Here is a 26,330-nt window from a genome sequence, read left to right as displayed (position 1 = left end):
GACTACACCTCAAACCTTATAAAATATCCTTAACAACATTTGGATATTTCTTAATAGTAGCTTTTTTCTTCCATTCAGTTGTTTGTTTTTGGAAGTATTCATCCTTTTTCTTCTGCTCAAGTGATGATTTAATTTCGCTCTTTACATCTTTGTATTCAAGTTGTTTTCTGCCTGTGACCTTGATAATATGGTATCCGTATGTTGTCTTAACTAAATCGCTTACTTGTCCCACATTAAGTGAAAAAGCTGCCTTTTCAAATTCAGCAACCATTGTGCCCTTTCTAAAATATCCTAAATCTCCACCTTTATCCTTGTTTGATGTATCGTCAGAATATTGTTTTGCAAGCCTTGCAAAATCTTCTCCATTTTTAATTTTCTTAAGAACCTCTTCTGCCTTCTTTTTAATTTGAGCATCCTTAGATGTATCTGAAACACTAAACAGTATATGGCTTGCTTTTACTTCGAGGTAAGAATCTTTGTTTTTATCATAGTAATTTTTCATTTCACTTTCAGAAACTGTTTGCGATTTTGTTATTTTATCATAAAGCTTATTATATATTTTTGAATCTTCTAAAGCTTTTTTAAATTCTTCTTCGGTAGCCCCAACAGTAGTAAGATATTGTTTGAAACTATCTTTATAGTTAGCATCTGTTTTATATTGTTTAATTAAATTATCAATTTCTTTTTTATCAGCACTTGTAAGGGTTATACCTAAATCTTTTGCTTTTTGTAGTTGAACCTTTTGGGTTACTAACTGGTCTATTAGCTGTTCTTTCATTACTTCTCTGTAGGTCTTTTTGTTATCTGATGTCTTTTTATCTAAAAAAGTTAAATCCCCACCTAAATATGATGAATACTGCTGCTTCATTTCCTCAAATCTAATCTTAAACTCTTTCTTTGTAATCTTTTGATTATTTACTACTGCGACAGCCTTATTGTTGTCATATGTCTTTACAATTTCAGGTGTTACAGCAATAACAATAATTGCAAGTATCAATACTGCTGCAATTGTTATAATTATCTTTGCATTTTTTGTCATACGATCCCTTCTCCTTTGTTTTTTTAATAATACTATAATTATAAAACATAATTAATTTATTTTAAAGAAAAAAAATTAACAGTAGGCATTTTGTTTTGATTCTTCTAAAATTTTTATTAAGTTGTTTAATATATCCATGTTTGGCCATTTAATTAATATAGTATTTTCATCTTTTATTGGAACAAAATTTATATCCTTATTTATATCTACAAAATTTTTCAGCATTTCTTCATTAATAAATTGAAGTCTTGCTATATTCTCTTTTTGTGTTATTGATATTATACCATTATTTTGGCATAAAGCCTTTATATAAGCAATTTTTATAAGATTATCAACTTCAATGGGTATATCAGCAAATCTATCAATAAGTTCATCATATATTTGGTCCATATCATCTTTTGTTTTAATTGAGGATATCTTCTTATACATATTAATTCGTTCGCCATCATCATAAATATAGTTTTTATCAATAAATGCACTTATCTTAATATCTATCTGAGGTGTAAACTCTTCAACAATCTGCTCACCTTTTAACCTTTTAATCTCTTCTGAGAGAAGTCTTATATACATATCATATCCAACAGCATTAATATGTCCATGCTGGACTTTGCCAAGAATAGAACCAGCACCTCTTATTTCTAAATCCCTCATTGCAATTTTAAAACCAGAACCAAACTCAGTAAATTCTTTTATTGCAGAAAGCCTTTTTTGAGCTTCTTCACTCAAAACCCTGTCCTTTCTAAAGGTTAGATAAGCATAGGCTATCTTATTAGCTCTTCCTACTCTACCCCTTATTTGATATAGCTGTGCAAGTCCAAGCTTATCTGCATCCTCAACAATCAATGTATTAGCATTTGGAATATCTACACCTGATTCAATTATTGTTGTGCAAACTAAAACATCATAGTTGCCATTCATGAAATCTACTAAAACCTCTTCAAGCTTGTCATCATCCATTTGCCCATGAGCATAAGCAATCTTGATATCCTCACCTACAAGCCTTTGCAGTTTATCAACAACACCATCAATACCTTGAACCCTATTATAAAGATAAAATACCTGACCGCCCCTTTGAACCTCTTTTAAAATTGCTTCTTTGATTATCTTTTCATTGTATTCCATAACAAATGTTTGAACAGGGAATCTGTCCTCTGGTGGTTCTTCTATGACACTCAATTCCTTAATTCCTAACATAGCCATATTTAATGTTCTTGGAATAGGTGTAGCAGTAAGTGTTAAAACATCTACATTTTCTTTAAGTTTTTTTATCTTTTCCTTGTGCTCTACACCAAATCTATGCTCTTCGTCTATAATTAAAAGACCCAAGTCTTTGAATTTCACATCTTTTGACAATAATCTATGTGTTCCAATTATAATATCTATCATACCATTTGAAATAGCCTTTATTATTTCTTTTTGCTCTCCTTCACTTTTAAATCTTGATAAAACTTCAACCTTGACCGGAAACTCTTTAAGCCTTTCTAAAAAATTCATATAGTGTTGGTGAGCTAATACAGTTGTAGGTACTAAGAATGCAACCTGTTTTGAATCCATAACAGCTTTAAAGGCAGCTCTTAGTGCAACCTCTGTTTTCCCATAGCCAACATCACCGCAAAGAATTCTATCCATGGCCTTATCGCTTTCCATATCCCTTTTTATCTCTTCAATTGCATTAAGCTGTCCTTCAGTTTCTTGATAAGGGAACTTCTCTTCAAATTCTTTCTGCCAAATTGTATCATTTGAGAATTTATATCCTTTTTTAAGTTGTCTTTTTGCATATAATTCTATTATGTCCTTTGCAATTATCTCTAAAGACTTCTTCACCTTTTGTTTTTGTTTCTGCCAATCATTTGTCCCAAGCTTTGATAGTTTGGGAACTGTATCTTCTGAACCTATATATTTTTCAATTGAATCAAGGTTTGTGGTAGGAACATATAAAAAAGAATTGTTTGCATACTCAAGCTTTATATATTCTTTTGTAATACCTTCAATCTCAACCTTTTCAAATCCAATAAACTTTCCAATACCATGTGAGTGGTGAACAACTAATGTTCCTTCCTTCAAATCCTCTAATGTATAAAAAGCTTCCTTCTTTGATTTATGCTTTGCTTGTTTTTTATCTCTTTTGTGAAGTTCAATGTTCAAAAAGCTTAATAATGATAAACCTATCTGGCTTATCTCAATGCCTTTTTCAAGGCTATATGGAAGAAGATATACCCCTTTTGTAAGGCTAATATCAGATGAAGGATATACATAAAGCCCGTTGTTTTCTAAAAAGTTACTTAGTTCATCGACTGCAGTTTGACTTCCACAAAAAATGTTAATAGCATAGTTATGGCTATCCAAAAACTTAACATCTGAAAGCAGAAGTTCCTTGTTCCCATTAAAGCTTGGGATTTCTCTTAATACAAAGCTTATTATCTCCTTAGGTTTCAAAAATCTAAGACCCTGAATAAATGTAGTTAATACAATTGATTTTTCCTGTAACATTTCTATTATATATGAGCTTTTGAAATATAATTCTGCTTGTTTAGGAAGGGCATATCCTTTTTCTAATAAATCAAAAAATGTCTCTTCAAATTGTTTTTCAAAGCCTTCCATACTATCTATAATTCTTGGATATTCGTCAATAAATATAATAGCATCTTTAAATATATCAAAAATTGTATAAAGCTTATTATAATAATACGGGTATAGACTTTCTTCTTTATAATCAGTCCCTTCTAAAACTTCTTTAAAAGTTTCATTTAAGTTATTCTTATATTCCTTTGAAAGCTTTGAATAAACCTTGTTATAATCTTTTAGAAACTCATCAATCTTTTCTTGCACCTTTTGTTGTTCCCATTCAGTTACTTGATAAATGGTAACATTATCTATTTTTTCATATGATTTCTGAGATTCAACATCAAATATCTTTATTGTATCTATTTCATCTCCAAAAAATTCTACTCTTACAGGGCTATCACATAATATTGGAAATATATCTAATATACCACCTCTTTTTGAAAACTGTCCTTTTTCATATACTGTTTGAACATTTTCATATCCAAAATCAATAAGTTTTTTTATAAAATCATTAAAATCTATTGTATCTCCTACATTTAGTGTAATATATTTAAAATCATATTGTGGATACTTTTCTATAAGATTCTGAGGTGTTAATACAACAATATCATAAGAGTTTTTTATTTTGATTATCTCTTCTATCCTTTTTATGCTTGATTCCTTACCCTTTGCTTTAAAAGGTAATAAAGGATTATCTCTTTCTTGAATAGAGTAAATCTTTTCAAACTGGTTTTTAAGCCTTTTTAATAAATCTTCTCTGTTTCTTTGGTGTGTCACAACAATAGCCTTTTTGTTAAAATTTTCACAAATATCTTTAATAATGAGTGTTTTTGCCATATCTCCAAGCCCTGAAATAAGTATAGGATACCGTTCATGAGAAATAGCATTTTTTAGTGTGCTATACTGTTCTAATTTTGAAAATATACTATTCATTTTCTCACTCCTGATTGACAAAGTTCATTGCTTTGTCTATTCCTTCAGATACAAATAGCAAAGCTCCTTCGCTTGCTTTTTTTATTGCATTAAAAATCTTTTCTTTTTCATTATCTCCAAAATTTGATAAAACATGATCAACCATATCATATTTAGGGATGCCTATTCCAATTCTTAATCTTGGAAATTGATCTGTAGATAGCCTTTGTATAATTGACTTCATACCATTATGTCCACCATCTGAACCTTTCATTCTCATCTTTACTATTCCTACATCAAAGGCAATGTCGTCATATATTACAAGCAAGTTTTGAGGCTTTAGTTTATAAAAGTTAACAGCTTCAACTATGCTATCGCCACTTGAGTTCATATATGTCATTGGCTTTAAAAGCATTATTTTCTTTCCTTTGTATTCTATAGTGCCATATACCCCTTTAAAACCAATCTTTTCAACATTTATATTCAATAATTGCGAGATATAGTCTATTGTTAAGAACCCGGCATTATGCCTTGTAAATTTGTATCTTTCACCTGGATTTCCAAGCCCTGCAATAATGTAGTCCAATAAAAATCAGCTCCTCGTTTTGATAATATCATGTTGGTGATAAGGTGTTTTCTCATGCAAACAATAAACTCCCTTTTTATTCCGAATTCTACCATTTGCTAACTTCAAATTGTAAACTATCAAAAGATAAGTTATTTTTAGCAACATCCATTGTTCTTAATTATATTATATCACAATCTATTCTCTGCCTAAATAATACTAAATGATAGAAGTATTTTCAAAGACCTCAACAAAAATCTGAGCGATATATGGATCAAATTGTTTGCCTGAACACTTCTTGATTTCTTCAATAGCTTCACTATGTGTTTTTACTTTGTTATATGGCCTTAAGTTTGTCATAGCATCATACGAATCAGCTAATGCAAGTATTCTACATTCAATTGGAATTTCTTTCCCTTTAAGCCCCAAAGGATAGCCTCTCCCATCCCATCTTTCATGGTGTTTTAGTATTAATTCAGCTATATTTGATAATTCAGGAGAAGCTAGTGCAATTCTATATCCTTTTTCTGAATGGCTTTTTATAAGTTCCCATTCCTCCTTAGTAAGTGGTTCACTTTTGTTTAGTACCGAATCGGGTATTGCTACTTTTCCTAAATCATGCATTTCTGCAAGCAGAATCAGATTATTTGTTTGGTTTTCATCAAGTCCAAGTTTTTGGGCTATTATTTCGCACATGTTTTTTACCCTTTCTGTATGTCCTTTTGTTATATTATCTTTCTCGCCAAGAGCTGCTAATAAAACATTTATTATCTGGTTCTTTGAACTTGCTTTATTTAGTAGCTTATCTTTATACATATTTTCATCTGCTTCTTTCAAAGCATCTGTTACACTTTTTTTATTATTTTCAACTATTGAAAATCCCAGTGCAACGCTTAATACAAGCATATTAGTTTTTGATTGCTGATTAAAATTACTAATATTTTGTAAAATTTTATTTTTAACTTCTTCTAATATAATGCTATTGACATTTTGAAGAATTAATAAAAACTCATCTCCACCAATTCTTATTGCTAAATCTTCTCTCTTTTTGGATTTAAATAATATATTTGCAAATTCTTTCAAAAGCAAATCACCAAAACTGTGTCCTAAGGTGTCATTTATCAATTTAAGACCATTTAAGTCAAAAACAATTAGTCCTACTGGGTAATTGAATTTATTTTTTATTTTCAATAGATAGTTAAAATAGTTATAATTATAAAGACCAGTTAAAGAATCATGCTTTGCCATATAATCCAATTTCTTTTGGTATTCCCTAAGAGGTGTAATATCAATATATATGCCATATCCACCAACAATTTTATTATTTATCCTTATTAAAATACTTTTAATAATAACATATAAAGGCCTATTATTTTTACTAAATCTTATGCCCTGTGTCTCAACAAAGCCTTTCTCGAAAACTTCTTTAGAAATATTTTTTGCTTCATAATAATTAATTTTTTTCGTAATTAAATCATCAATATGTTTACCTTTACATTCTTCTAAAGTGTATCCAAATATTTTTGTAAAGCTATTATTAATTTCAACAATATATCCATTCTTATCAAATTGAACTAAAGCATTTGGAGAATTATCAAAAAGTGTCTGTAAATATTGATTCTTTAAAGTTAATTCTTCTTTTTCATGCATCAATTCATCTTCTAATTGTATTCTTCTATTAATTTCTTTTTCCAATATTCTATTGTTTTCTTTTTCTTTTATAATAAAATAATGCATTAATATTAATACAAGTGCAAATACAGATATAAGAATTAATCTCTGTAAGTTTAGTAGGTTTATCATCTTCTTATATGTTGTTTGAATATACATACCAGTTCCAATATATGCTTCAATCTCTGGAATACCTTTTACATATGATAACTTTGGTTGATATTCTTTTGAATGCGGTAAATATGAATAATATGAAACATAAGAACCTTGCGGATACTTTTTTGCTGCTTTAACAAGCTCTCTTATTACATATGTTCCTTTAATATCTTTATAATTCCATTGGCTTGTCCCAACTTTTTCTGGCTCAAATGGTTGGACTAAATAAATCCCATCATACGAACTTATAAAAATATAGTTTTCAGAAAATTCATCATGAAATGTCATATTTTTAACAATGTCCGCTATCCTTTTTCTTGCCTCTTCTTTTGTTATTTCACTTTTTCTAACCTTTGAAATAATTGGATAGATAGCGTTATAAGCAATTTCAACCTTTTGTTTAAGTTCTGCCTTCCTTTGTTTTTCAACTTGACGATAAAAGTTATTTGATATTAGAAAAATTGATAAAATAGAAGAAATAATAAGTATAGCAATAATGAATAATATTAAATTTTTGTATTTTTTCTTTTTATTTAATTGAGTAATCATGAAATAACAGCCTTTTTTAGTTTTGTATAGTTTTATTATATAATATAAATAAGGTTATTTGAAACATTATGTAATTAGGAATTGATAGATATTACCTGAAAATAAATTTTATACAATTCAGAAATTTTTAGAGATTTCAAAAGATGTTATAGCTGAATATATGATATAATATTTATATTCTTTACATTATATGGTTGATAAATGAATATATTATTGAAAAATAAGAAGGTTGAACAAAATGAAACCAGAAAAAATAAATATCATAAAAGATTATTTGCAACAAGCAGAAATGGACCAAATTAAAGATATTTATAAAAATATTGAAGAAATATATAAAAGGTTACTTTCAAATAACGGCATCCAAATAAAAAAATGTTTTACTGGTGGTAATGTTGATTTCTTAACCGAATTAAAAAAAGCTTTCAAAAATGCAGTTGAAATAAATATAATTGTATCTTTTTTACTTGAATCTGGAGTAAGGCTGATAATAGAAGATTTAATAGAAGCAAGGAATAGGAATTGTAAAATAAGAATAATAACAGGTAAATACTTAAATATAACTCAACCATCTGCTTTATATCTTATTAAGAATAAATTAGGAGATTATGTCGATTTAAGGTTTTATAGGCATGAAGATATATCTTTTCACCCAAAAGCCTATTTATTTAAATATGTTGATGGTGGAGAAGAATTATTCATAGGTTCATCAAATATTTCGGAATCTGCTCTAACTTATGGTATCGAATGGAATTATAGGCTTGAGAAAACCACTAATTATCAAGACTTTATGTTTTTTAAAGAAGAATTTTTAAAGATTTATAATTATAATTCTGAGAAAATTAATGATAAAACATTAAAAGTATATAGTATAAACTGGAAGAAGCCAAAAATTCCAATTGAAGATGATTTATTGCCTTCACAGTATTATATACCTGAACACAATTATGATTATGAAAATCATATATCTAATATTTCAAATATATCTGATAATGCTTTAGTATATGACGTAAAACCAGTTAATAGTCCTGAACAAAATAATAATCAAAATATTACTTCTTCTATTATTAATCCCACAAATAAAAAAATAGTGAAATTATTTGAGCCAAGAGGAGCTCAAATAGAAGCATTATATGAACTTAAAAAAAGTAGACTGGAAGGTTTTAATAAAGGTCTCATAGTTGCTGCAACAGGTATTGGAAAAACATATTTAGCTGCTTTTGACTCAAAGGAATTTAAAAAGGTTTTATTTGTTGCTCATAGAGAAGAAATTTTAAAACAGGCTAAAAATATCTTTAAAAATATAAGACCACAAGATACTTTTGGTTTTTTTAATGCTGATATAAAAGATACAATAAGCAATATTATATTTGCTTCTGTTCAAACTTTAGGAAAAGAAGAATATCTCAATGAACAATATTTTACACCTGAATATTTTGAATACATAATAGTGGATGAATTTCATCACGCAGTATCTAAAAGTTATATGAATATAATAAACTATTTCAAACCTAAATTTTTATTGGGATTAACTGCTACGCCAGAAAGATTAGATAATAAAGATGTTTTTGAATTATGCGATTATAACATTGTATACGAAATAAGGCTTAAAGATGCAATAAACAAAGGCTATCTTGTCCCTTTTCATTATTATGGTATATATGATGAAACAGATTATACAAATATACCAATAACAAATGGAAAGTATAATGAAGAAGAATTAGAAAAGGTTTTGATGATAAATAAAAGAGCTGATTTAATTCTTAAAAACTATCTTAAATTTAATAAACAAAAAACAATGGCTTTTTGTTCAACTAGAAATCATGCTGAATATATGGCAAAATATTTTAAGGATAATGGTATAAAAGCATGTGCTGTTTATAGTGGAATTCAAGGTGAAAACACCTTAGATAGAAACAAAGCTTTAGAGAAGTTTAAAAAAGGAGACATTAAGGTTATATTTACAGTCGATATGTTTAATGAAGGTGTTGATATACCAGAGATTGATATGGTAATGTTTTTGCGTCCAACAGAATCCCCAACAATATTCATGCAACAATTAGGTAGAGGTTTACGAAAATCAAAAAATAAAAATTACTTAACTGTATTAGATTTTATAGGTAATTATAAAAAAGCAAACTTAATACCATTTTTCTTATGTGGTGATCAATATGATATTGAAAGAATTAAGAGAACAAAGTATTTTGCAGATGATTTTGAATTTCCTGATGATTGCTTGGTGGATTTTGATTTTCGAATAATTGATATATTTAAAAAGCAATCTGAACAATATAAGAATATTGAAGAGATAATATATGAAGAATATTTGAGAATAAAAGAGATGCTGGGTTATAAACCGCTTAGATTAGATTTTTTCAAATATGCCGATGAGGCAATTTATTTAAACATGAAAAAAGCTTCTAAATCAAATATAAATATTTTGAAAGATTATATATCATTTTTGAAAAAATATAATGAATTAAATGAGAAGGAATTATTACTATATTCTACATTTGCACATGATTTTATTAAATGTATTGAAAATACCTATATGAGTAAAAGCTATAAGATGCCTCTACTTTTGGCTTTTTATAATAATGGTGACATGAAACTTGCAATTTCACCAGATGATATTTATAAAAGTTTTAAAGATTTTTATTCAAATCCATCAAATGCTGTTGATTTAGAAAGGCATAAAAGCACAGAAGGTTTTATTGAATGGGATAAAGATGATTATTTAGAATTGTCACGAAGAAACCCAGAAAATTTCTTAATAAGATCGCATCCAGAGTTCTTTTTTAGAAATAATGATAGTTTTTGTCTTAATGAAAAGCTTGAACCATTTATTAAAAATCAAGAATTTGTTAGACACTTTAAAGATGCTATAGATTATAGAATTAAACGTTACTATAAGGAGAGAATTAGATAAATGGATGATACAATAAGATATTATGATGAGAATGCACTTGATTTTTTTCAGAACACCAAAGATGCCAATATGAAAGATTTATATGCCATTTTTTTAAGTTATTTGCCTGAGAAAGCTAAAATTCTTGATTTAGGCTGTGGGTCTGGCAGAGATACAAAATACTTTTTAGATAAGGGTTATGATGTTGTTGCATTAGATGGTTCAATTGAAATGGTTAAACTATCAAGTGAGTATACAGGCAGAAAAACATTATATATGAAATTTGAAGATATTGATTTTCATGAGGAATTTGATGGTATTTGGGCTTGTGCTTCACTTCTTCACGTAAGTAGAAGTAATATAGATAATATCTTTAAAAAAATTTACAATGCACTAAAAAAAGATGGAATTCTGTTTGCTTCATTCAAATACGGTAACAAAGAAGAATATAGGAATGGAAGATTTTTTAATTACTATGACCAAGAATCATTTACTCTACTTATAAATAATCATCCGTACTTTGAGATTGTCAAAACAGTTATTACTACCGATGTCAGACAAGGTCGAGAAAATGAGAAGTGGTTTAGTGCAGTTTTAAGAGTTATCAAATAATAGAAATTTATAAGTTTATTTAACACAAAAAATAAATAAAACAATAAATGAAATTATATTTATTTAATATTTCCTTATTTGTATTATTTTTTAATTATAATTCATCCAATTTAATATCTTTAATTATTATTTTCATTTCAATAATTATCAGTTCTTTTTTAAATAATTAATTTATAGCTTATTTTATATATAATTTTATTTATAATAGATATTATGTAAACTATATATTCTACCCATTAAACAGCATATCTATGATTTCCCATCGTAACATTCTATCTAAAAAATAATATGTTGCATTATCATTTAATAATCACAATATTATAATTTTTTTATTGCATATTTAAAGTCTTTGGAGTATAAATATAAAAAGAATAGTATTATAAAATTTTACATTTTTCGACTTTTAGTTTTTTTTACAGAATGGGTGTGATTTAATGAGATTTGTTGATATAGACCATCTTGAAGAAGGAATGATAGTAGGAAGAGATATTTTAGACATACATGGAACCATCCTTCTTAGAGCAGGTATTGTTCTTAATAATTTTTACATTGAAAGTTTAAAAAAGAAAAATTTCAATGGCATTTATATCGAAGATGACATATCTAAAGATATTATACCATCAGATATAATACCACATTCGCTGAGGATGAAAATGGTTGAGGCTTTGCAACTTATTTCAGAAGGTGAGTTTAAAAAAGATACAAATATCAGGGAAATTAAAAATGTTATTGTAACCGTAATTGAAGAGTTAATTAATACAGATGCATATTTAAACATAATTGAACTAAAAACAGTTGATGAATATCTTTATTCTCATTCTGTTAACACAACATTAATCTCACTTTTAATTGGAATTGAATTAGGGTTAGGAAAGAAAGAATTATATCATTTAGGAATATCAGCTCTTTTACATGATATTGGTAAAAAATTTATACCAAGAGAAATATTGGATAAACCTGACAAACTTACTGAACAGGAATATGAAGAAATAAAGAATCATCCTATTTTAGGCTATAAATATGCAAGAGAGATGGGTTTTTCATTATTAGTATGCAGTGGTATAATAGACCACCATGAAAGATATAATGGTGAAGGTTATCCCAATAAAAAAAGAGAAAAGCAAATAAGCTTTTTTGGAAGAGTAATATCTATTGCTGATGTATATGATGCATTAACGTCAACAAGAACGTATAGAAAAGCTTTTCCACCAAATGAAGCTTTTGAGTACATAGGTTCATTATCAGGAACCCATTTTGAACAAAAGATTGTAAGTGCATTTACTCGCCGAATTTTCCCCTATCCAATAGGGACAATTGTTCAATTAAGTAATGATATGGTGGGTATAGTAGTTAAAAATTATAAATCTTTTCCATTAAGACCTGATGTAAAGATATTTAAAATTAACAATGTTTTTATTGATAATCCTTGCATATTAGAATTAACAAAACATCTAAATGTAACAATTTTAAATGCTATGGGAAATATATAGTAATAGTACATAAAAACAAAAAACTACCTGAATTAGCTTTATAAAGCTTTGTCCAGGTAGTTTTGTTATTTTATCTATTATTCTTTGTACTTATATAATCATCAAAAAGTGAGCTTATTGCTACATCTTCGTATATTCTTGTAATGGCTTCTGCGAATATGCTAGCAACGCTTATTACCTTTATCTTATCAAGTTTCTTTTCATCTGGTAGTGGGATAGTATTTAAAACTATCAATTCTTCAATTGGTGAGTCTTTTATCCTATCAATTGCTGGTCCAGATAATACTGGATGTGTACAACAAGCAAGAACCCTCTTTGCTCCATAGTCTTTAAGAGCTTGACTTGCTAAAACAATTGTTCCAGCAGTATCTATCATATCATCAACCATTATAACTGTTTTATCCTTAACATCACCTATGATGTTCATTATCTCAGCAACATTAGCCTTAGGCCTTCTTTTATCTATAATTGCAAGTGGTAATTCAAGTTTTGTTGCAAAATTTCGTGCCCTTGTAACACTACCTAAGTCTGGAGATACTACAACACCATTTTCTAAATTTACATTTTCTAAGAAATATCTTGCAAGAATTGGAACTCCTAAAAGATGGTCTAATGGAATATCAAAAAAACCTTGAATTTGGGGGGCATGTAAATCCATAGTTAAGATTCTATCAGCTCCTGCTGATGTTAAAAGATTTGCAACCAATTTTGCTGTGATTGGGTCTCTTGCTCTTGCTTTTCTATCTTGTCTTGCATAACCATAGTATGGTATAACTGCAGTTATTCTACCCGCTGATGCCCTTCTTAGAGCATCTATAAGTATCAAAAGCTCCATTAAATTATCGTTTACTGGATAGCTTGTTGATTGAACGACAAAAACATCAGAACCACGAACAGTTTCATTAATTTTAACCGAGATTTCTCCATCTGAAAATCTGCCAACTTCAGCATCACCAAGTTTTAAATTTAGCTTATTTGCTATTTCTTCAGCAAGTGCCTTATTAGAATTTCCAGCAAAAATCTTTATATCCTTACCATGAGTTATCACTTTTTTATACCTCCAAAAATTTTGTATACAAAAAACACAACATTTTTTATTATAATTCTTTAAGTTTAAAATTAAAATACCCATAATTAACAAAAAAAATATGTAAATTAGGCTTCTACTTGAAAAATTATATCATTTAGAAGCCTATTTTTAATTTAACAAACTATTTTTTATCACCATAAATTGCTTTTCTTTTTAAAACCCATCCTTCTTTATTAACCTGTTTTTGCCTTGCAATTGCAAGAGCATTCGCAGGAACATCCTGGGTAATTGTTGAACCAGCAGCTATAAATGCATTTTCGCCAATATTTACAGGAGCAACTAAATTTGAGTTGCAGCCAATAAATGCTTTGTTACCAACAACTGTTTTATGCTTTTTAAACCCATCATAGTTTACAAAGATTGTTCCGCATCCAAGATTCACATCTTCACCAACATCAGCATCCCCAACATAGGTTAGATGAGCCGATTTTGAACCTTTACCCATACGAGAGTTCTTTATTTCAACAAAATTGCCTATCTTTACACCTTCTTCAAGAGTGCTATGTGGTCTTAAATGAGAATATGGGCCTATCTTTACGTTATCCTCTAATACAGATTCTTCAATCATCGAGAATATAACTTCACAATGGTTACCTATTATTGAATCAACTATATAGCTTTGTGGACCAATTACACTATCTTCACCTATTTTTGTGTTCCCAAGTATAAATGATCCTGGGTAAATTATTGCATCTTTCCCAATCTCAACATCTATGTCAATGTATGTATTGTCTGGGTCAACTATCATAACGCCATTATCTAAATGTTTTTTATTTATTCTTTTTCTTAATTCCTTTTCAGCAAGGCTAAGCTCGTATCTTGAGTTTATCCCTACAACCTCAAAATTATCTAAAACAGTTAGCTTTGTAACTTTGTAATTTAGCTTATTTAGTGCTTCTATTGTATCAGTTAAGTAATATTCCTTTTGAGCATTATTGTTATCTATCTTGCCTAAAGCTTCAAATAAAGCATCTTTTGAAAAACAATAAAATCCTGGATTTATCTCATTTATCTTTTTTGTTTGTTCATCTGCATCTTTTTCTTCAACAATTCTTAAAACATTGCCATTTTCATCTGTTACAATTCTTCCATATCCAAATGGATTATCAAACTTTGCAGTAAGTAAGCAAAGCTTTGCATCATTATCAATCTTAGTATCAAGCATATTTAAAAGTGTTTCTCCCCTAATAAATGGAGTATCTCCATATATGACAAACACATTTTCAACATCAGAAGAAATTAAATCCTTTGCAGTCATAACAGCATGTCCAGTACCAAGTTGCTCTTCTTGAACTGCAAATTTGATATTTTTACCATCATAAAGTTTATATACATCTTCTTTTTTATGCCCGACAACAATTACTATCTCAACATCTTCAAAGGTCCTTTCTACCTCATCTGTGATATACAAAATCATGGGTTTACCCATAATCTTTTGAACAACCTTTGAATATTTTGATTTCATTCTTTTTCCTTCACCAGCAGCTAAAATAATGAAGGCATTTTTCATTTTTTAAAACACCACCATTTTTATTTTTCGTATTTTATTACCTCAATATTAGCCTCTTCAAATATCTTTTGGCTCATCTCATCTGGATAAGAACCTTTATATATTACAGTTTTTATACCAGAATTAACAATCATCTTAGCACAGATAACACAAGGATATGTTGTTGTATATATTATGCTATCATTAATAACAACGCCAGTTTTTGCTGCTTGAATTATAGCATTTTGCTCTGCATGAAGGCCACGGCATAATTCATGTCTTTGCCCTGATGGAACATTTAATGCCTCACGCATGCACCCAACCTCTTCACAGTGTTTAAGACCAGTAGGGGCACCATTATAACCTGTCGCAAGTATTCTTTTATCTTTAACTATTAGTGCTCCAACCTTTCTTCTGAGGCAGGTTGATCTCTCTTTTACTATATCTACAATCTGCATAAAGTATTCATCCCAGCTTGGTCTCATAATTATCTCTCCTTAAACTTTTTATCATTAGGTTTTTTCTATTTTGTTCCGAATAATCTGTCTCCAGCATCTCCAAGCCCAGGAACAATGTATCCATGGTCATTTAGCTTTTCATCAACTGCAGCACAATAAACTTCAACATCTGGATGGTCTTGGGTTAATCTTTTGATTCCTTCTGGTGCTGCAATTAAACACATAAGCTTTAGACTTTGACAACCTCTATTTTTGATAAATGTCATGGCAGCAGAAGCAGAACCTCCAGTTGCAAGCATTGGGTCTAAAACAATTAGTTCTCTTTCTTGCACATCAGCTGGAAGTTTGCAGTAATATTCTACTGGCTGAAGTGTCTCTGGGTCCCTATAAAGTCCGATATGTCCTACTTTCGCAGCAGGAATTAGTTTAAGCATACCATCTACCATACCAAGCCCTGCCCTTAGAATTGGAACAATACCTACTTTTCTTCCTGAGATAACCTTAGATTTTGCAAGGCCAACTGGTGTTTCAATCTCAACCTCTTTTAATGGAAGGTTTCTTGTGACTTCATAGGCCATAAGCATAGCAATCTCTTCTACAAGTTCTCTGAATTCCTTAACCCCGGTATTTTTATCCCTAATAAGTGTTAACTTATGTTGTATTAATGGATGGTCGAAAACATAAACATTTTTTTGATATTCAATCATAACTTTACTCCTTTCAATTTACTATTGATTTTCAATTGTAGATATCTTGTTCACTCTATTTTGATGTCTTACCTCATTAGAAAATTCTGTCTCAACAAACAATTTAACAATATCAAGAGCTAATCCTTCACCTATTACTCTTGCACCCATAGTTAAAATGTTTGCATTATTGTGCTCTCTTGTGGCTTTTGCTGAAAAGGTATCATGGCAAAGAGCAGCTCTTATACCTTTTACCTTGTTTGCTGCAATACACATGCCAATACCTGTCCCACATATAAGTATACCTTTTTCAAATTCATTGTTAGCAACTCTTGTAGAAACCTCCAAAGCAATATCTGGATAATCGCAGCTTTGTTCTGTATAAGTTCCGAAATCCTCAACAGTATGTCCCAACTTTGTTAAGAAATCTTTTATTGTCTCTTTCATTCTAACCCCAGCATGATCGCAACCAATTGCTATTTTCAATTAAAACACCTCCATTAAAATATCGAACAATATGATGGTTCGTATCTATCTGCAATTTGTATATCAAAATTAAAACTATCAAAAACGCCTTTATCGTTTAAGATAGATTTCACTGTTACCATAGCAAGAGAAGGATGATTGTTTTCCTCACTAAGATGCCCAAGATAAATTCTTTTTACTTTTGAAAGATTTAAATTTAAGATAAACTGTGCTGCCTGTTCATTAGATAAATGTCCTTTATCACCTTTTATCCTCTGTTTTAAAAAATATGGATAAGGACCTGATAAAAGCATATTAACGTCATGATTTGATTCAAGTAATATTATATCCGAATTATCAATTTCTCTTACTACATTTTTATGTATGTGGCCCATATCTGTAGCAATAGAAACTTTCTTATCACCAATAAAAAAGCTAAATCCTACTGGATCAAAAGCATCATGAGGGATTGAAAATGTTTTTATACCAATGCTACCAATAGAAAATTCACTTCCTGTTTCTATTATATTTACTTTATTTTGGTCTACCTTGCCTGAAAAATTTTTTATATACTCCCATGTTTTAAAATTTGTATAAATAGGTATGTTTAGCTTTCTATGGTAAACACCACAGCATTTTGTATGATCTGAGTGGTCATGGCTTAAAAGTATAGCATCAATCTTTTTATTAAATCCTATCTTTTTTAATGCCATATCAACTTTTTTAAAGCTAACACCCGCATCAACCAATATTGATGTATCTTTATATGAAACTAATATGGTATTTCCACTACTTCCGCTATATAATGGGCAAAAAATTATATCATCTTGCATAACTTGGTTCCTCACTTAAGATAAAATTATTCTTCTCTACTTATTTCAGCACCTAAGCTCTTTAGTTTTTTATCAATATCTTCATATCCTCTATCAATGTTTCTTGTATTATATATCTCAGTTTTTCCTTCAGCGGTAAGTCCAGCCAAAACAAGAGCTGCACCTGCTCTAAGATCAGTTGCAGAAACCTCAGCACCTTGAAGCTTTTCAACCCCTTCAATTACTGCAAGTCTTCCATCAACCTTTATATTTGCACCCATTTTCTTGAGTTCTTCAACATATTGATATCTATTTTCCCAAACACCTTCTGTAATTATACTGGTTCCTTCACTTATTGCCATTAATACAGCCATTTGAGGTTGTAAGTCTGTTGGAAAACCAGGATATGGCATTGTTTTAATGGATGTTTTTTCAAGCCTGTTATTTGCTTTTACCTCTATTGAATCTTCGTAAATATTAACCTCTGCTCCCATCTCAATAAGCTTTGCTGACAAAGAATCAAGATGTAAAGGAATTATATTATTTACCTTTATATGTCCTTTTGTAGCAGCTGCTGCAATCATAAATGTTCCTGCTTCTATTTGGTCTGGTATAATTGCATATCTTGTTGGCTTTAGTTTTTCAACACCTTGTATTCTTATTGTATCTGTCCCTGCTCCTATAACTTTTCCACCCATGGCATTTAAAAAGTTGGCAACATCAACAACATGTGGCTCTTTAGCAGCGTTTTCAATAACAGTAGTTCCTTCTGCTAAAGAGGCTGCAAGCATTAGATTTATTGTTGTGCCAACTGAAACAACATCAAGATATAAATGTGTTCCTTTTAGTTTTTTTGCGTATGCCTTTATAATGCCATTTTCTATCTTTATATCTGCCCCAAGTGCCCTAAAGCCTTTTATATGTTGGTCAATCGGACGATTGCCAAAGTTGCAGCCACCTGGCATAGCAACCTCAGCTTGACCAAATTTTGCAAGAAGTGCCCCAATAAAATAATATGAAGCTCTAATTTTTTTAACAGCTTCATATGGAGCTTGATAATTTACTATGTTTGAAGTATCTATTTTCAATGAATGGTCTTCATTATATTCTATCTTTGCACCTAAATGTAATAATATATCATCAATAGCAAACACATCTTCTATAAAAGGCAAGTTTTCAATAATACTTTCACCTTCTGCCATTAATGCTGCTGGAATTATTGCAACAGCTGCGTTCTTTGCACCAGAAATTGTAACCTCACCTTTTAAAGGTTTGCCTCCATTTATAATCATTTTCGAAGTGGATTTATAAGACAAATAATTGCACCTTCTTTCTATGTAAACACAAATGAAATTGTTTTATACATTATTAATATATTCTTATATAATATATCATTAAAAGTGCAAAAAAAAAAGGGTTGAATGAATATTCGTTGTGCAAACACCTAAATATTTTGTATCTTTATACTTACATATTTAGGTAGTAGTATTTTAGATTTATTTTTGTAAAATAATAAAGCAATGATATAAGTTTTATGTTGTATTTCACACAAACTTATTTATTTTTAAATAAAATTTTATATAAAATTGCATTTAATAGTAATAATACTCCTATAGTAATATATATAATATGGTTTCCTTTAATAAAATAATAATGTAAAAATCCTAAACCTGCTGCAATAACTAACAATAATATAAAGCTTACACCTGATGCTTTATTTTTCTTGCCACTGATATCCAAAAAGTCTTTCGAAAAGGGTAAATCTTTGATAGACCATTTAAATGATATTAACGAAAACATAATAAGGACTAAAAATATTATTATAATATCAGTAAGTTTTATTTTAGCAATCAAAGAAAATAAGACTATTATCATTACAAATATAGGTAATACAATATTAAAGAAGAATGCTAAAAAAGCTCCCTTTTTTATTTCGATTGTATCTTTAATTGGTAATACATGATATATCCACGCAGCATTTTTGTTACTTGTGCGTTCAATATAAGGTAACACTGATATTGCACCAATAATAAATGTATACATGCCCAAAAACATTATTGCATTATTATTATAATCAATTTTTTTATTAATTATTTCCCTTACAAATGGAGCAATTGTTACAATAATAAATGAAGCTAAAGTTGTATAGATTTTACTTTTTAAGATTCTATCTCTTTTTAACTGTGCTTTTGAAAAGGTATATGATGCTTTTTGAATACCACTATTTAAAAATAAATTAGTGATAAAGTTTACTTTATAACTTTGAGCTTTTACTTCAAGCTCTCCTGCGTTGAGTTTTACAAGATTCTTTTCAAGAACTTTACTTGAATAAGTGATATATATAAAAAATAAAAAAATTGTTGTTATTAGTGCCATGAGGCTTAGTGCTATATAGCTTATACTTTTATTTGCAAGTATAACTTCAAATGTTGCTGAAAACCAAGATGATGGCATTAAATATACCCAAAATGGTAAGTTATCTTTGACATTTACGTTTATTAGCTTTGTTATCTCTCCAACAAATTGATAAGCTATAGTTGAAACAACCATTAATATAACCTGAAAAGTATTAATAATATCCTTTAGTTTTTCCCCATCAAAATATACAAGTACAAGTGCATACATTAAATGGCAAAAACAAAAAGAGAATATTAAAAGAAACACATAAGTTAAAAGCATTGTAAAAAGAAAAGCTACCCCATATTTTATGCTACCAATAATTAGCATAGGAACAATAATAAAAAAGGTTCTGCTTAGCAGAAACACAATGATAAATATTGTTTTTGCAAAAGAAACCAATTGGTCATCAATTGGTTTTGAAAGTAAAATATTTTTATCTTTAATATCTAATATAGACCACGAAAAATCAGAAATTATAGTTGATAATAAGACAAAAAGAAGTATCCCTATCCCAATAGATAATTTTACGAAGATTGTTGTATCTAAAAGCATAAAAAGTGCAGGTATTAATCCCATAAATAGCTGCATAAATATCACAAAAATATTAGCAGAATTAAAGCTGTTTTGTTCTTTTACAAGTGTACTTCCTGCTCTTTTCCCCATTATAAATTTATATTTCAAGATGGTTCTAAGTTTCTTAAAGTCAATACCTTTTTTCTCTATGTATAGTTGAAATAGATCTAAAATCCTTAATGTAATTGGCTCCTTCATAGCACATCTCCTTTTACAACGTTTACTATCTCTTTTGCAATTTGATAGTGATTATTAAATCCAGTAAGCTGATTAAATAATTGTTCCAAACTTTCTTGTTTTGCTGATTTTATAAGTTCTTCAAAAGGAGCATTTGCAACAATTTTACCTTGATTTAATAAAATTATTCTATCACTAACCTTTTCTACAACTTCCATTATATGTGATGAATAAAAGATAGTTTTGCCTTCTTTTTTGAGTTCTTGCATGAGCTCTTTAAAGATTATTGCAGTATTTGCATCCAAACCTGTCAAAGGTTCATCAAAAAATAATAAGTCTGGGTTATGAATAAGGCTTGAAATTATAGCAAGTTTTTGTTTCATACCTTTTGAGTAAGTTGATAGTCGAGAGTGAATTGCATCACCTAAATCAAATATATCAATTAATTTTGCTGCTTTTCTTGATATTTCAATTTCGCTAAGTCCATATAACTGTCCCACAAAATTCAAATATTCCATTGCAGTAAGGCTTTCATAAATTTCAATAATCTCAGGAACATAGCCAATTCTTTTTTTATACTCAACTTTTCCTTTAATGTCCTCACCAAATATTTCCACTTTACCTTTATAGTTAGTAATCATCCCCAAAAATATCTTAATTGTAGTGCTTTTACCAGCACCGTTTGGTCCAATATATCCTATGATTTGCCCAGCCTCTACATCAAAGCTAATACCATTTAGTACATTCCCAGAACCATAATCCATGTATAGTTCTTGGACTTGTAATACTTTATCCATTTTATGTCCTCCATTTGAATTTTTATTATGCCAATAATGTCATAAATATTTTTTTATTACCTCTACTACTTTTTCAGCACACCTTCTATACCCTTCATCAGATAAATGAAGTTTATCATCACATATGTATTTGTTTAAGTCCTCTTTTACTAAGCTATATAAATCATTTACCTCAATACCCTCTTTTTGCATTAATTCAATAGCTGCTTTGTTATATTTGTCTATTTCAGCATTGCTTCTCCCTATTGCATCTACTTGTACTGGTGTTGTTGTTGCAAATATTATCTTTGCACCAGTTCGTTTTAGTTCATTGATTATGCGACCTAATGTTTCAACATATTCATCAATATGAGTCAGTGCTTCTACCATTGGTGCTTCATGGTGCACATCCCAAAGTCCATTATTCCAATGAACAATATCAGGCTTTCCTAATTCTTTTATCCAAAGGTTTACACCCCATAATGTATATTTTGCAAAACGGCCATTTTCCTCAGGTGCTACAACCTCGGCTAAGCCTTTTAACCCTTCTTTTACATACTCTTGATAGCCCATTCTTATTGAATCACCTAACAATAATACCTTTTTCATCTTTTTTTACCTCCATATATTTTTTCAATAGATTATATACTCCCAAATGCTGTGATACAATATTAATGATAGCTTTTACTTAGCTCTAATAATTAACTAACAAATATTATATCATTATTATATATTAGTACAATGTGGGAAAATATAAATATTATTATTTTTAATATTGGAGGTTTCATGTATGAACACAGAAAGACTAAAAGAAAGGTTAAATGATTACAATAAAGCTGTAATAAGGCTTAAAGAAGCTTTAGAAGAAAACCAGGCTAATCCGCTAATCTATGATGCAGTTATTCAAAGATTTGAATTTACTTATGAGCTTGCATGGAAACTTATGAAAGCTTATCTTGAATACATTGGAATAACAAATGTAAATTCACCACGATCAGCTTTTAAAGAAGCTTTTTCTTCAGGTCTTATACTTGATGGTGATATATGGATTGAGATGATTAATGCTCGTAACCTAACTTCACATACATATGATGAAGAGCTGGCAAAAGAGATCTACAATCTGATAAAACAAAAGTTTTACAACTCTTTTTCTACATTTTTGGATAGAATGGTGGAGATGCTGAAATGAATTTTGGTTTACCTGAACATATTCTGCAAGCAATAATAGGTATACTAAAAAATACTGATAATATAACAAAAGCTATTATTTTCGGTTCACGTGCAAGAGGCGATTTTAAATATAATTCTGATATTGATATTGCTATATATTATGAAGGAAACCTTTCACCTGAATTTTATTTAGCTTTAGATGAAGTAAGCGGGATTTATAAAACTGATATATTAGATATGAATAGTTCAATAAGTGAAAAACTTCGAAAAAGTATTGAGGAGCAAGGTATAGAGATATACAGAAAACTTTAATATTAAATTTTTGATATATTTAGTAAAATTTTGAGAGGAAAACTTGTTATTACTTATATAAAATGGTATATAAAAAAGTTTATGGAGGGCTAAATTGAAATACTATATAACTGACTTCGGTGCCATTGGTGATGGTATAACAATAAATACAGATGCAATTCAAAAAACTATAGATAAATGTTTTGAAAATGGTGGTGGAATAGTTGTTATCCCACAAGGAACCTTTGTTAGCATGCCAATTGAGTTAAAATCAAATGTTACTCTGCACATTGAGAATGGTGGCATATTAAAGGCTTCACCAAATATTGAACATTATAAAAATATTGGATATTATCATAATGAATTTGGCGAGGTCACATCCTTTCTATATTGTATGCATGCAAAGAATATTTCAATAGAAGGTCACGGGATAATTGATCTCTCTGGAAAATCATTTATGGATTTTTCTCAAATATTTAATCAATTTGAGGAGTTTGCTTATCTTTCACCTGAAGAAATAGAAGAAGTTGAATGTAAACCATTAAAAAGGCCTAATCAACCTATATTTTTCTTTGACTGTGAGAATATAAGTATAAAAAATATAAAAATTATTGACTCTCCTTGTTGGACAGTATGTATACATTCATCATGCAACATTAAAATAAACAATGTTTTTATTGATAACAATTTAAGAGTTCCTAATAATGATGGTATTCATGTATGTTCATCAACCAATGTAATTATAACTAACTGCATCTTTACATGTGGTGACGACTGTATTGCAATTTCTGGTATCACAAATTGGGATAGACCTTGTGAAAATATCTCAATATCTAACTGTATTATGAGAACCAGATCTAAAGCTATTGCAATAGGTCATCTTGATAGCAAGGTAAAAAACGTTACTATAAATAATGTTATCATAAATGACTCAAACAGAGGTATACATATATTTGCAAACGCAAAAACTGGATGGGTAAAATCTGTTAATATTTCAAATGTAATTGCCCAAACAAAAATATTTGCAGGTACATGGTGGGGAAAAGGAGAACCAATTGTAATTGCTGCACCTGAAGAAGGAAATTACATTGAAGATATCAAAATAACTAACTTTAAGGCAAACTCAGAAAATGGTATTGTTATTGTTGGAAATGGTAATAATGTCAAAAATGTTGTTTTAAAAGATATTGAATTAAAAATAGGTTATAGCAAACATAGAAGATTATTTACAAAATTCTTTGATATAAGGCCTTCTGAACCTATTTACTTTGATAATTATATGCAACAAATTCCTTGGATATTTGCAAGAAAGGTTAATGGTTTAACCTTAGAATATATTTCATACGGAATTGATAAAGATAATAGTGAAAATCAAATTTACAGTTTAGATTCAATCTTTGAAGAAGTGTATAATGCGTATATTGACAATATAAGAACAATAGAATGAAAAAAGGCTGCTATAAGCAGCCTTTTTACATTTCTACAAGTATAACATCTTCACCAATCTTTTTTATTTTCTCCCAAGGTATAATATAATCCTTATCTTTAGAGAAAATGCTTCCCATTGAAAAGGGAGCCGGAACAACAATTGCTTCAACCTTCCCATTAGTAAGGTCAACCTCTAAATCGCAAACACGGCCAATCTTTTTGCCGTCATGTATACTTATAACATCTTTTTCTCTTAAATCAGATGATTTGTACATATATTATCATTCCAAAAAACATTCTTGTCTTTTAATATTATATGCATCTTTAGGAAAAAAAGTTATTAAACCTCTATAATAATGGGTAATATCATAGGATTTCTCCTTGTTTTCTCATATAAAAAGTTCTTAATTCCATCTTTTAATACCATTTTCATGCCATTAATATCATCAACCTGATTTTTTTGACAGAATAGCATCAAATCATTTACAATACGCTTTGTTTCATCAATTAACTGTTCAGATTCCCTAACATATACAAATCCTCGAGATATAATCTCTGGACCTGTTATTTGTTCTTTGGTATCCTTATCAATAGTAAGAGCAATGATAAACAATCCATCTTGAGCTAAATGTCTTCTGTCTTTTAATACAATATTTCCAACATCTCCGACACCTAATCCATCTACCAATACATTCCCTGCTTGAATAGAACCTATTACCTTTGCTTGTTCTTTTGTTATCTCTAAAACTTTACCATTTTCTAAAATAAAAATATTCCTTGGGTTCTCTCCCATTTCCATTGCTATTTTTGCATGGTGAATAAGGTGTTTAAACTCACCATGGACAGGTATAAAGTATTTAGGCCTTGTTAGATTATGAATTAGCTTTATCTCTTCTTTACAAGCATGTCCTGAAACATGAACTTCACCTATGTCTTCATAAATAACTTGTGCACCTTTTTTAAATAAATCATTTATAACTCTATTTATAAACTTTTCATTTCCAGGTATAGGTGCTGCTGAAATAATAACCACATCACCAGGTAGTATCTCTACTTTTTTATGTTCTGATGATGCCATTCGAGAAAGTGCAGACATTGGCTCTCCTTGGCTTCCTGTTGTTATCAATACAATCTTGTTTAATGGGTATCTATCTAATTCGTCAATATCAATTAGCATACCTTCTGAAACCTTTAGATAACCAAGTTCCATAGCTTTATTTACTACATTAATCATACTTCTACCAAGAACTGCTACTTTTCTACCTAATTTTTCAGCCGAATTAATAACCTGTTGAACTCTATGAATATGCGATGAAAATGTAGCAACAATAACTCTTCCTGTTGCAGAAGAAAATATCTTATCAAATGTTGCACCAACAGTCTTTTCCGAAAGAGTAAATCCCTCTCTTTCAACATTTGTTGAATCACATAGGAGTGCTAAAACCCCATGTTTGCCTAATTCAGCAAAGCGTATTAGGTCAATTGGCTCTCCTTCAATAGGTGTAAAGTCAACCTTAAAATCACCAGTATGAACAATTGAACCAAGTGGCGTATGAATAGCAAGAGCTACCGAATCAGCAATTGAATGCGTTGTTCTTATAAATTCCACTTTCATATTGTTGAATTCTATTACATCTCCTGCTTTCACAACATTTAGCTCTGTTTTTTCTAGATTGTAGCCAAATTCTAAAAGCTTAATTTCAACAAGACCTAAAGTAAGCCTTGTCCCATAAATAGGAATATTTAATTCTCTTAAAACATAAGGTATTGCACCGATGTGGTCTTCATGCCCATGAGTAAGAACCAATGCTTTAATTTTATCTCTATTCTTCAAAAGATAATTAATATCAGGTATAACAAGATCTATACCTAACATTTCATCCTCTGGGAAAGCAAGACCACAATCAATAACAATTATCTCGTCATTAACTTCTACAACTGTCATATTCTTGCCAATTTCATTTAAACCGCCTAATGGTATAATACGAATTTTGGCATCTTGTACTTTTTTCTTCATATATAACTCCTCCAAAAATGAACCTTGTCAAAAA

The 26,330-nt window shown here is 29.4% G+C and carries 22 protein-coding genes; 6 read left to right on the top strand and 16 right to left on the bottom strand.

Annotation, left to right across the window (positions count from 1 at the left end):
- Positions 1–16: 16 nt before the first annotated feature.
- The 4 genes from ACAG39_10585 to ACAG39_10570 all read right to left on the bottom strand — a co-directional run bounded on the left by ACAG39_10585 (position 17) and on the right by ACAG39_10570 (position 7,457).
- The gene (locus tag ACAG39_10585) at positions 17–1,039 is read right to left on the bottom strand and encodes a peptidylprolyl isomerase (GenBank protein MEZ0537679.1); all 1,023 of its coding nucleotides are present in this window, start codon (positions 1,037–1,039) and stop codon (positions 17–19) included.
- Between the two features lie 75 nt (positions 1,040–1,114).
- Positions 1,115–4,537, bottom strand: coding sequence for a transcription-repair coupling factor (gene mfd, locus ACAG39_10580; GenBank protein MEZ0537678.1), 3,423 nt, complete (start codon positions 4,535–4,537; stop codon positions 1,115–1,117).
- Positions 4,538–4,541: 4 nt separating this feature from the next.
- Complete coding sequence (gene pth, locus ACAG39_10575) at positions 4,542–5,102, bottom strand: aminoacyl-tRNA hydrolase (protein ID MEZ0537677.1); 561 nt, start codon at positions 5,100–5,102, stop codon at positions 4,542–4,544.
- Between the two features lie 198 nt (positions 5,103–5,300).
- The gene (locus ACAG39_10570; protein ID MEZ0537676.1) at positions 5,301–7,457 is read right to left on the bottom strand and encodes an HD domain-containing phosphohydrolase; all 2,157 of its coding nucleotides are present in this window, start codon (positions 7,455–7,457) and stop codon (positions 5,301–5,303) included.
- 238 nt (positions 7,458–7,695) lie between these two features.
- Between ACAG39_10570 and ACAG39_10565 the strand changes: the two genes are divergently transcribed.
- The 3 genes from ACAG39_10565 to ACAG39_10555 all read left to right on the top strand — a co-directional run bounded on the left by ACAG39_10565 (position 7,696) and on the right by ACAG39_10555 (position 12,464).
- On the top strand, positions 7,696–10,383 hold the full coding sequence (locus tag ACAG39_10565; protein ID MEZ0537675.1) for a DEAD/DEAH box helicase family protein: 2,688 nt from the start codon (positions 7,696–7,698) through the stop codon (positions 10,381–10,383).
- Positions 10,384–10,974 (top strand): class I SAM-dependent methyltransferase, encoded by a 591-nt coding sequence (locus ACAG39_10560; GenBank protein ID MEZ0537674.1) that lies wholly within the window; start codon positions 10,384–10,386, stop codon positions 10,972–10,974.
- Positions 10,975–11,408: 434 nt separating this feature from the next.
- Complete coding sequence (locus ACAG39_10555; GenBank protein MEZ0537673.1) at positions 11,409–12,464, top strand: HD-GYP domain-containing protein; 1,056 nt, start codon at positions 11,409–11,411, stop codon at positions 12,462–12,464.
- A 70-nt stretch (positions 12,465–12,534) separates the two neighbouring features.
- Here the strand turns inward: ACAG39_10555 and ACAG39_10550 are convergent, their stop codons facing one another.
- The 10 genes from ACAG39_10550 to ACAG39_10505 all read right to left on the bottom strand — a co-directional run bounded on the left by ACAG39_10550 (position 12,535) and on the right by ACAG39_10505 (position 21,999).
- Positions 12,535–13,512: a ribose-phosphate diphosphokinase gene (locus ACAG39_10550; protein ID MEZ0537672.1), complete on the bottom strand. Its 978-nt coding sequence runs from the start codon at positions 13,510–13,512 to the stop codon at positions 12,535–12,537.
- Positions 13,513–13,675: 163 nt separating this feature from the next.
- Entirely contained in the window at positions 13,676–15,064 is a 1,389-nt protein-coding gene (gene glmU / locus ACAG39_10545; protein ID MEZ0537671.1) for a bifunctional UDP-N-acetylglucosamine diphosphorylase/glucosamine-1-phosphate N-acetyltransferase GlmU, read from the bottom strand.
- 20 nt (positions 15,065–15,084) lie between these two features.
- Positions 15,085–15,528 (bottom strand): cytidine/deoxycytidylate deaminase family protein, encoded by a 444-nt coding sequence (locus ACAG39_10540; protein ID MEZ0537670.1) that lies wholly within the window; start codon positions 15,526–15,528, stop codon positions 15,085–15,087.
- A gap of 38 nt (positions 15,529–15,566) precedes the next feature.
- Positions 15,567–16,208, bottom strand: a complete 642-nt coding sequence (gene upp / locus ACAG39_10535) for a uracil phosphoribosyltransferase (protein ID MEZ0537669.1) — start codon at positions 16,206–16,208, stop codon at positions 15,567–15,569.
- 21 nt (positions 16,209–16,229) lie between these two features.
- Positions 16,230–16,673, bottom strand: coding sequence for a ribose 5-phosphate isomerase B (gene rpiB, locus ACAG39_10530; GenBank protein ID MEZ0537668.1), 444 nt, complete (start codon positions 16,671–16,673; stop codon positions 16,230–16,232).
- Between the two features lie 14 nt (positions 16,674–16,687).
- The gene (locus ACAG39_10525) at positions 16,688–17,485 is read right to left on the bottom strand and encodes an MBL fold metallo-hydrolase (protein ID MEZ0537667.1); all 798 of its coding nucleotides are present in this window, start codon (positions 17,483–17,485) and stop codon (positions 16,688–16,690) included.
- 26 nt (positions 17,486–17,511) lie between these two features.
- The gene (locus tag ACAG39_10520; GenBank protein MEZ0537666.1) at positions 17,512–18,756 is read right to left on the bottom strand and encodes a UDP-N-acetylglucosamine 1-carboxyvinyltransferase; all 1,245 of its coding nucleotides are present in this window, start codon (positions 18,754–18,756) and stop codon (positions 17,512–17,514) included.
- Positions 18,757–19,018: 262 nt separating this feature from the next.
- On the bottom strand, positions 19,019–20,635 hold the full coding sequence (locus tag ACAG39_10515; protein ID MEZ0537665.1) for a hypothetical protein: 1,617 nt from the start codon (positions 20,633–20,635) through the stop codon (positions 19,019–19,021).
- Positions 20,632–21,411, bottom strand: a complete 780-nt coding sequence (locus tag ACAG39_10510; GenBank protein MEZ0537664.1) for an ABC transporter ATP-binding protein — start codon at positions 21,409–21,411, stop codon at positions 20,632–20,634. Before ACAG39_10510 ends, ACAG39_10515 begins: the two co-directional genes overlap by 4 nt.
- Before the next feature lie 39 nt (positions 21,412–21,450).
- Complete coding sequence (locus tag ACAG39_10505) at positions 21,451–21,999, bottom strand: SGNH/GDSL hydrolase family protein (protein ID MEZ0537663.1); 549 nt, start codon at positions 21,997–21,999, stop codon at positions 21,451–21,453.
- Positions 22,000–22,180: 181 nt separating this feature from the next.
- On the opposite strand from ACAG39_10505, the gene ACAG39_10500 reads away from it, so the two are divergent.
- The 3 genes from ACAG39_10500 (at position 22,181) to ACAG39_10490 (ending at position 24,298) form a co-directional block, all read left to right on the top strand.
- Positions 22,181–22,579 (top strand): nucleotidyltransferase substrate binding protein, encoded by a 399-nt coding sequence (locus ACAG39_10500; protein MEZ0537662.1) that lies wholly within the window; start codon positions 22,181–22,183, stop codon positions 22,577–22,579.
- Positions 22,576–22,872 carry a nucleotidyltransferase family protein gene (locus tag ACAG39_10495; GenBank protein ID MEZ0537661.1) on the top strand — a complete coding sequence of 99 codons (297 nt, stop codon included), beginning with the start codon at positions 22,576–22,578 and terminating at the stop codon, positions 22,870–22,872. The genes ACAG39_10500 and ACAG39_10495 overlap by 4 nt, the downstream gene beginning before the upstream one ends.
- Before the next feature lie 94 nt (positions 22,873–22,966).
- Complete coding sequence (locus ACAG39_10490) at positions 22,967–24,298, top strand: glycoside hydrolase family 28 protein (protein ID MEZ0537660.1); 1,332 nt, start codon at positions 22,967–22,969, stop codon at positions 24,296–24,298.
- A gap of 25 nt (positions 24,299–24,323) precedes the next feature.
- On the opposite strand, the gene ACAG39_10485 is transcribed toward ACAG39_10490, so the two are convergent.
- Both ACAG39_10485 and ACAG39_10480 read right to left on the bottom strand, forming a co-directional pair.
- Entirely contained in the window at positions 24,324–24,554 is a 231-nt protein-coding gene (locus ACAG39_10485) for a PRC-barrel domain-containing protein (protein ID MEZ0537659.1), read from the bottom strand.
- A 65-nt stretch (positions 24,555–24,619) separates the two neighbouring features.
- Entirely contained in the window at positions 24,620–26,296 is a 1,677-nt protein-coding gene (locus ACAG39_10480; protein ID MEZ0537658.1) for a ribonuclease J, read from the bottom strand.
- Positions 26,297–26,330: the final 34 nt, after the last annotated feature.

Source organism: Caldicellulosiruptoraceae bacterium PP1 (assembly GCA_041320695.1).
Classification (GTDB): Bacteria; Bacillota; Thermoanaerobacteria; order Caldicellulosiruptorales; family Caldicellulosiruptoraceae; genus JBGGOQ01.
Note: the sequence above shows the minus strand (reverse complement) of the source record. Positions and strands in the feature narration are given on the sequence as shown.

Bases quoted from the DNA above. Each gene is read 5' to 3' on its own strand.
- ACAG39_10585 (MEZ0537679.1), bottom strand. From the start codon at position 1,039: ATGACAAAAAATGCAAAGATAATTATAACAATTGCAGCAGTATTGATA.
- mfd (MEZ0537678.1), bottom strand. From the start codon at position 4,537: ATGAATAGTATATTTTCAAAATTAGAACAGTATAGCACACTAAAAAAT.
- ACAG39_10570 (MEZ0537676.1), bottom strand. From the start codon at position 7,457: ATGATTACTCAATTAAATAAAAAGAAAAAATACAAAAATTTAATATTA.
- ACAG39_10565 (MEZ0537675.1), top strand. From the start codon at position 7,696: ATGAAACCAGAAAAAATAAATATCATAAAAGATTATTTGCAACAAGCA.
- ACAG39_10560 (MEZ0537674.1), top strand. From the start codon at position 10,384: ATGGATGATACAATAAGATATTATGATGAGAATGCACTTGATTTTTTT.
- ACAG39_10555 (MEZ0537673.1), top strand. From the start codon at position 11,409: ATGAGATTTGTTGATATAGACCATCTTGAAGAAGGAATGATAGTAGGA.
- glmU (MEZ0537671.1), bottom strand. From the start codon at position 15,064: ATGAAAAATGCCTTCATTATTTTAGCTGCTGGTGAAGGAAAAAGAATG.
- ACAG39_10540 (MEZ0537670.1), bottom strand. From the start codon at position 15,528: ATGAGACCAAGCTGGGATGAATACTTTATGCAGATTGTAGATATAGTA.
- upp (MEZ0537669.1), bottom strand. From the start codon at position 16,208: ATGATTGAATATCAAAAAAATGTTTATGTTTTCGACCATCCATTAATA.
- ACAG39_10525 (MEZ0537667.1), bottom strand. From the start codon at position 17,485: ATGCAAGATGATATAATTTTTTGCCCATTATATAGCGGAAGTAGTGGA.
- ACAG39_10520 (MEZ0537666.1), bottom strand. From the start codon at position 18,756: ATGATTATAAATGGAGGCAAACCTTTAAAAGGTGAGGTTACAATTTCT.
- ACAG39_10515 (MEZ0537665.1), bottom strand. From the start codon at position 20,635: ATGAAGGAGCCAATTACATTAAGGATTTTAGATCTATTTCAACTATAC.
- ACAG39_10510 (MEZ0537664.1), bottom strand. From the start codon at position 21,411: ATGGATAAAGTATTACAAGTCCAAGAACTATACATGGATTATGGTTCT.
- ACAG39_10505 (MEZ0537663.1), bottom strand. From the start codon at position 21,999: ATGAAAAAGGTATTATTGTTAGGTGATTCAATAAGAATGGGCTATCAA.
- ACAG39_10500 (MEZ0537662.1), top strand. From the start codon at position 22,181: ATGAACACAGAAAGACTAAAAGAAAGGTTAAATGATTACAATAAAGCT.
- ACAG39_10495 (MEZ0537661.1), top strand. From the start codon at position 22,576: ATGAATTTTGGTTTACCTGAACATATTCTGCAAGCAATAATAGGTATA.
- ACAG39_10485 (MEZ0537659.1), bottom strand. From the start codon at position 24,554: ATGTACAAATCATCTGATTTAAGAGAAAAAGATGTTATAAGTATACAT.
- ACAG39_10480 (MEZ0537658.1), bottom strand. From the start codon at position 26,296: ATGAAGAAAAAAGTACAAGATGCCAAAATTCGTATTATACCATTAGGC.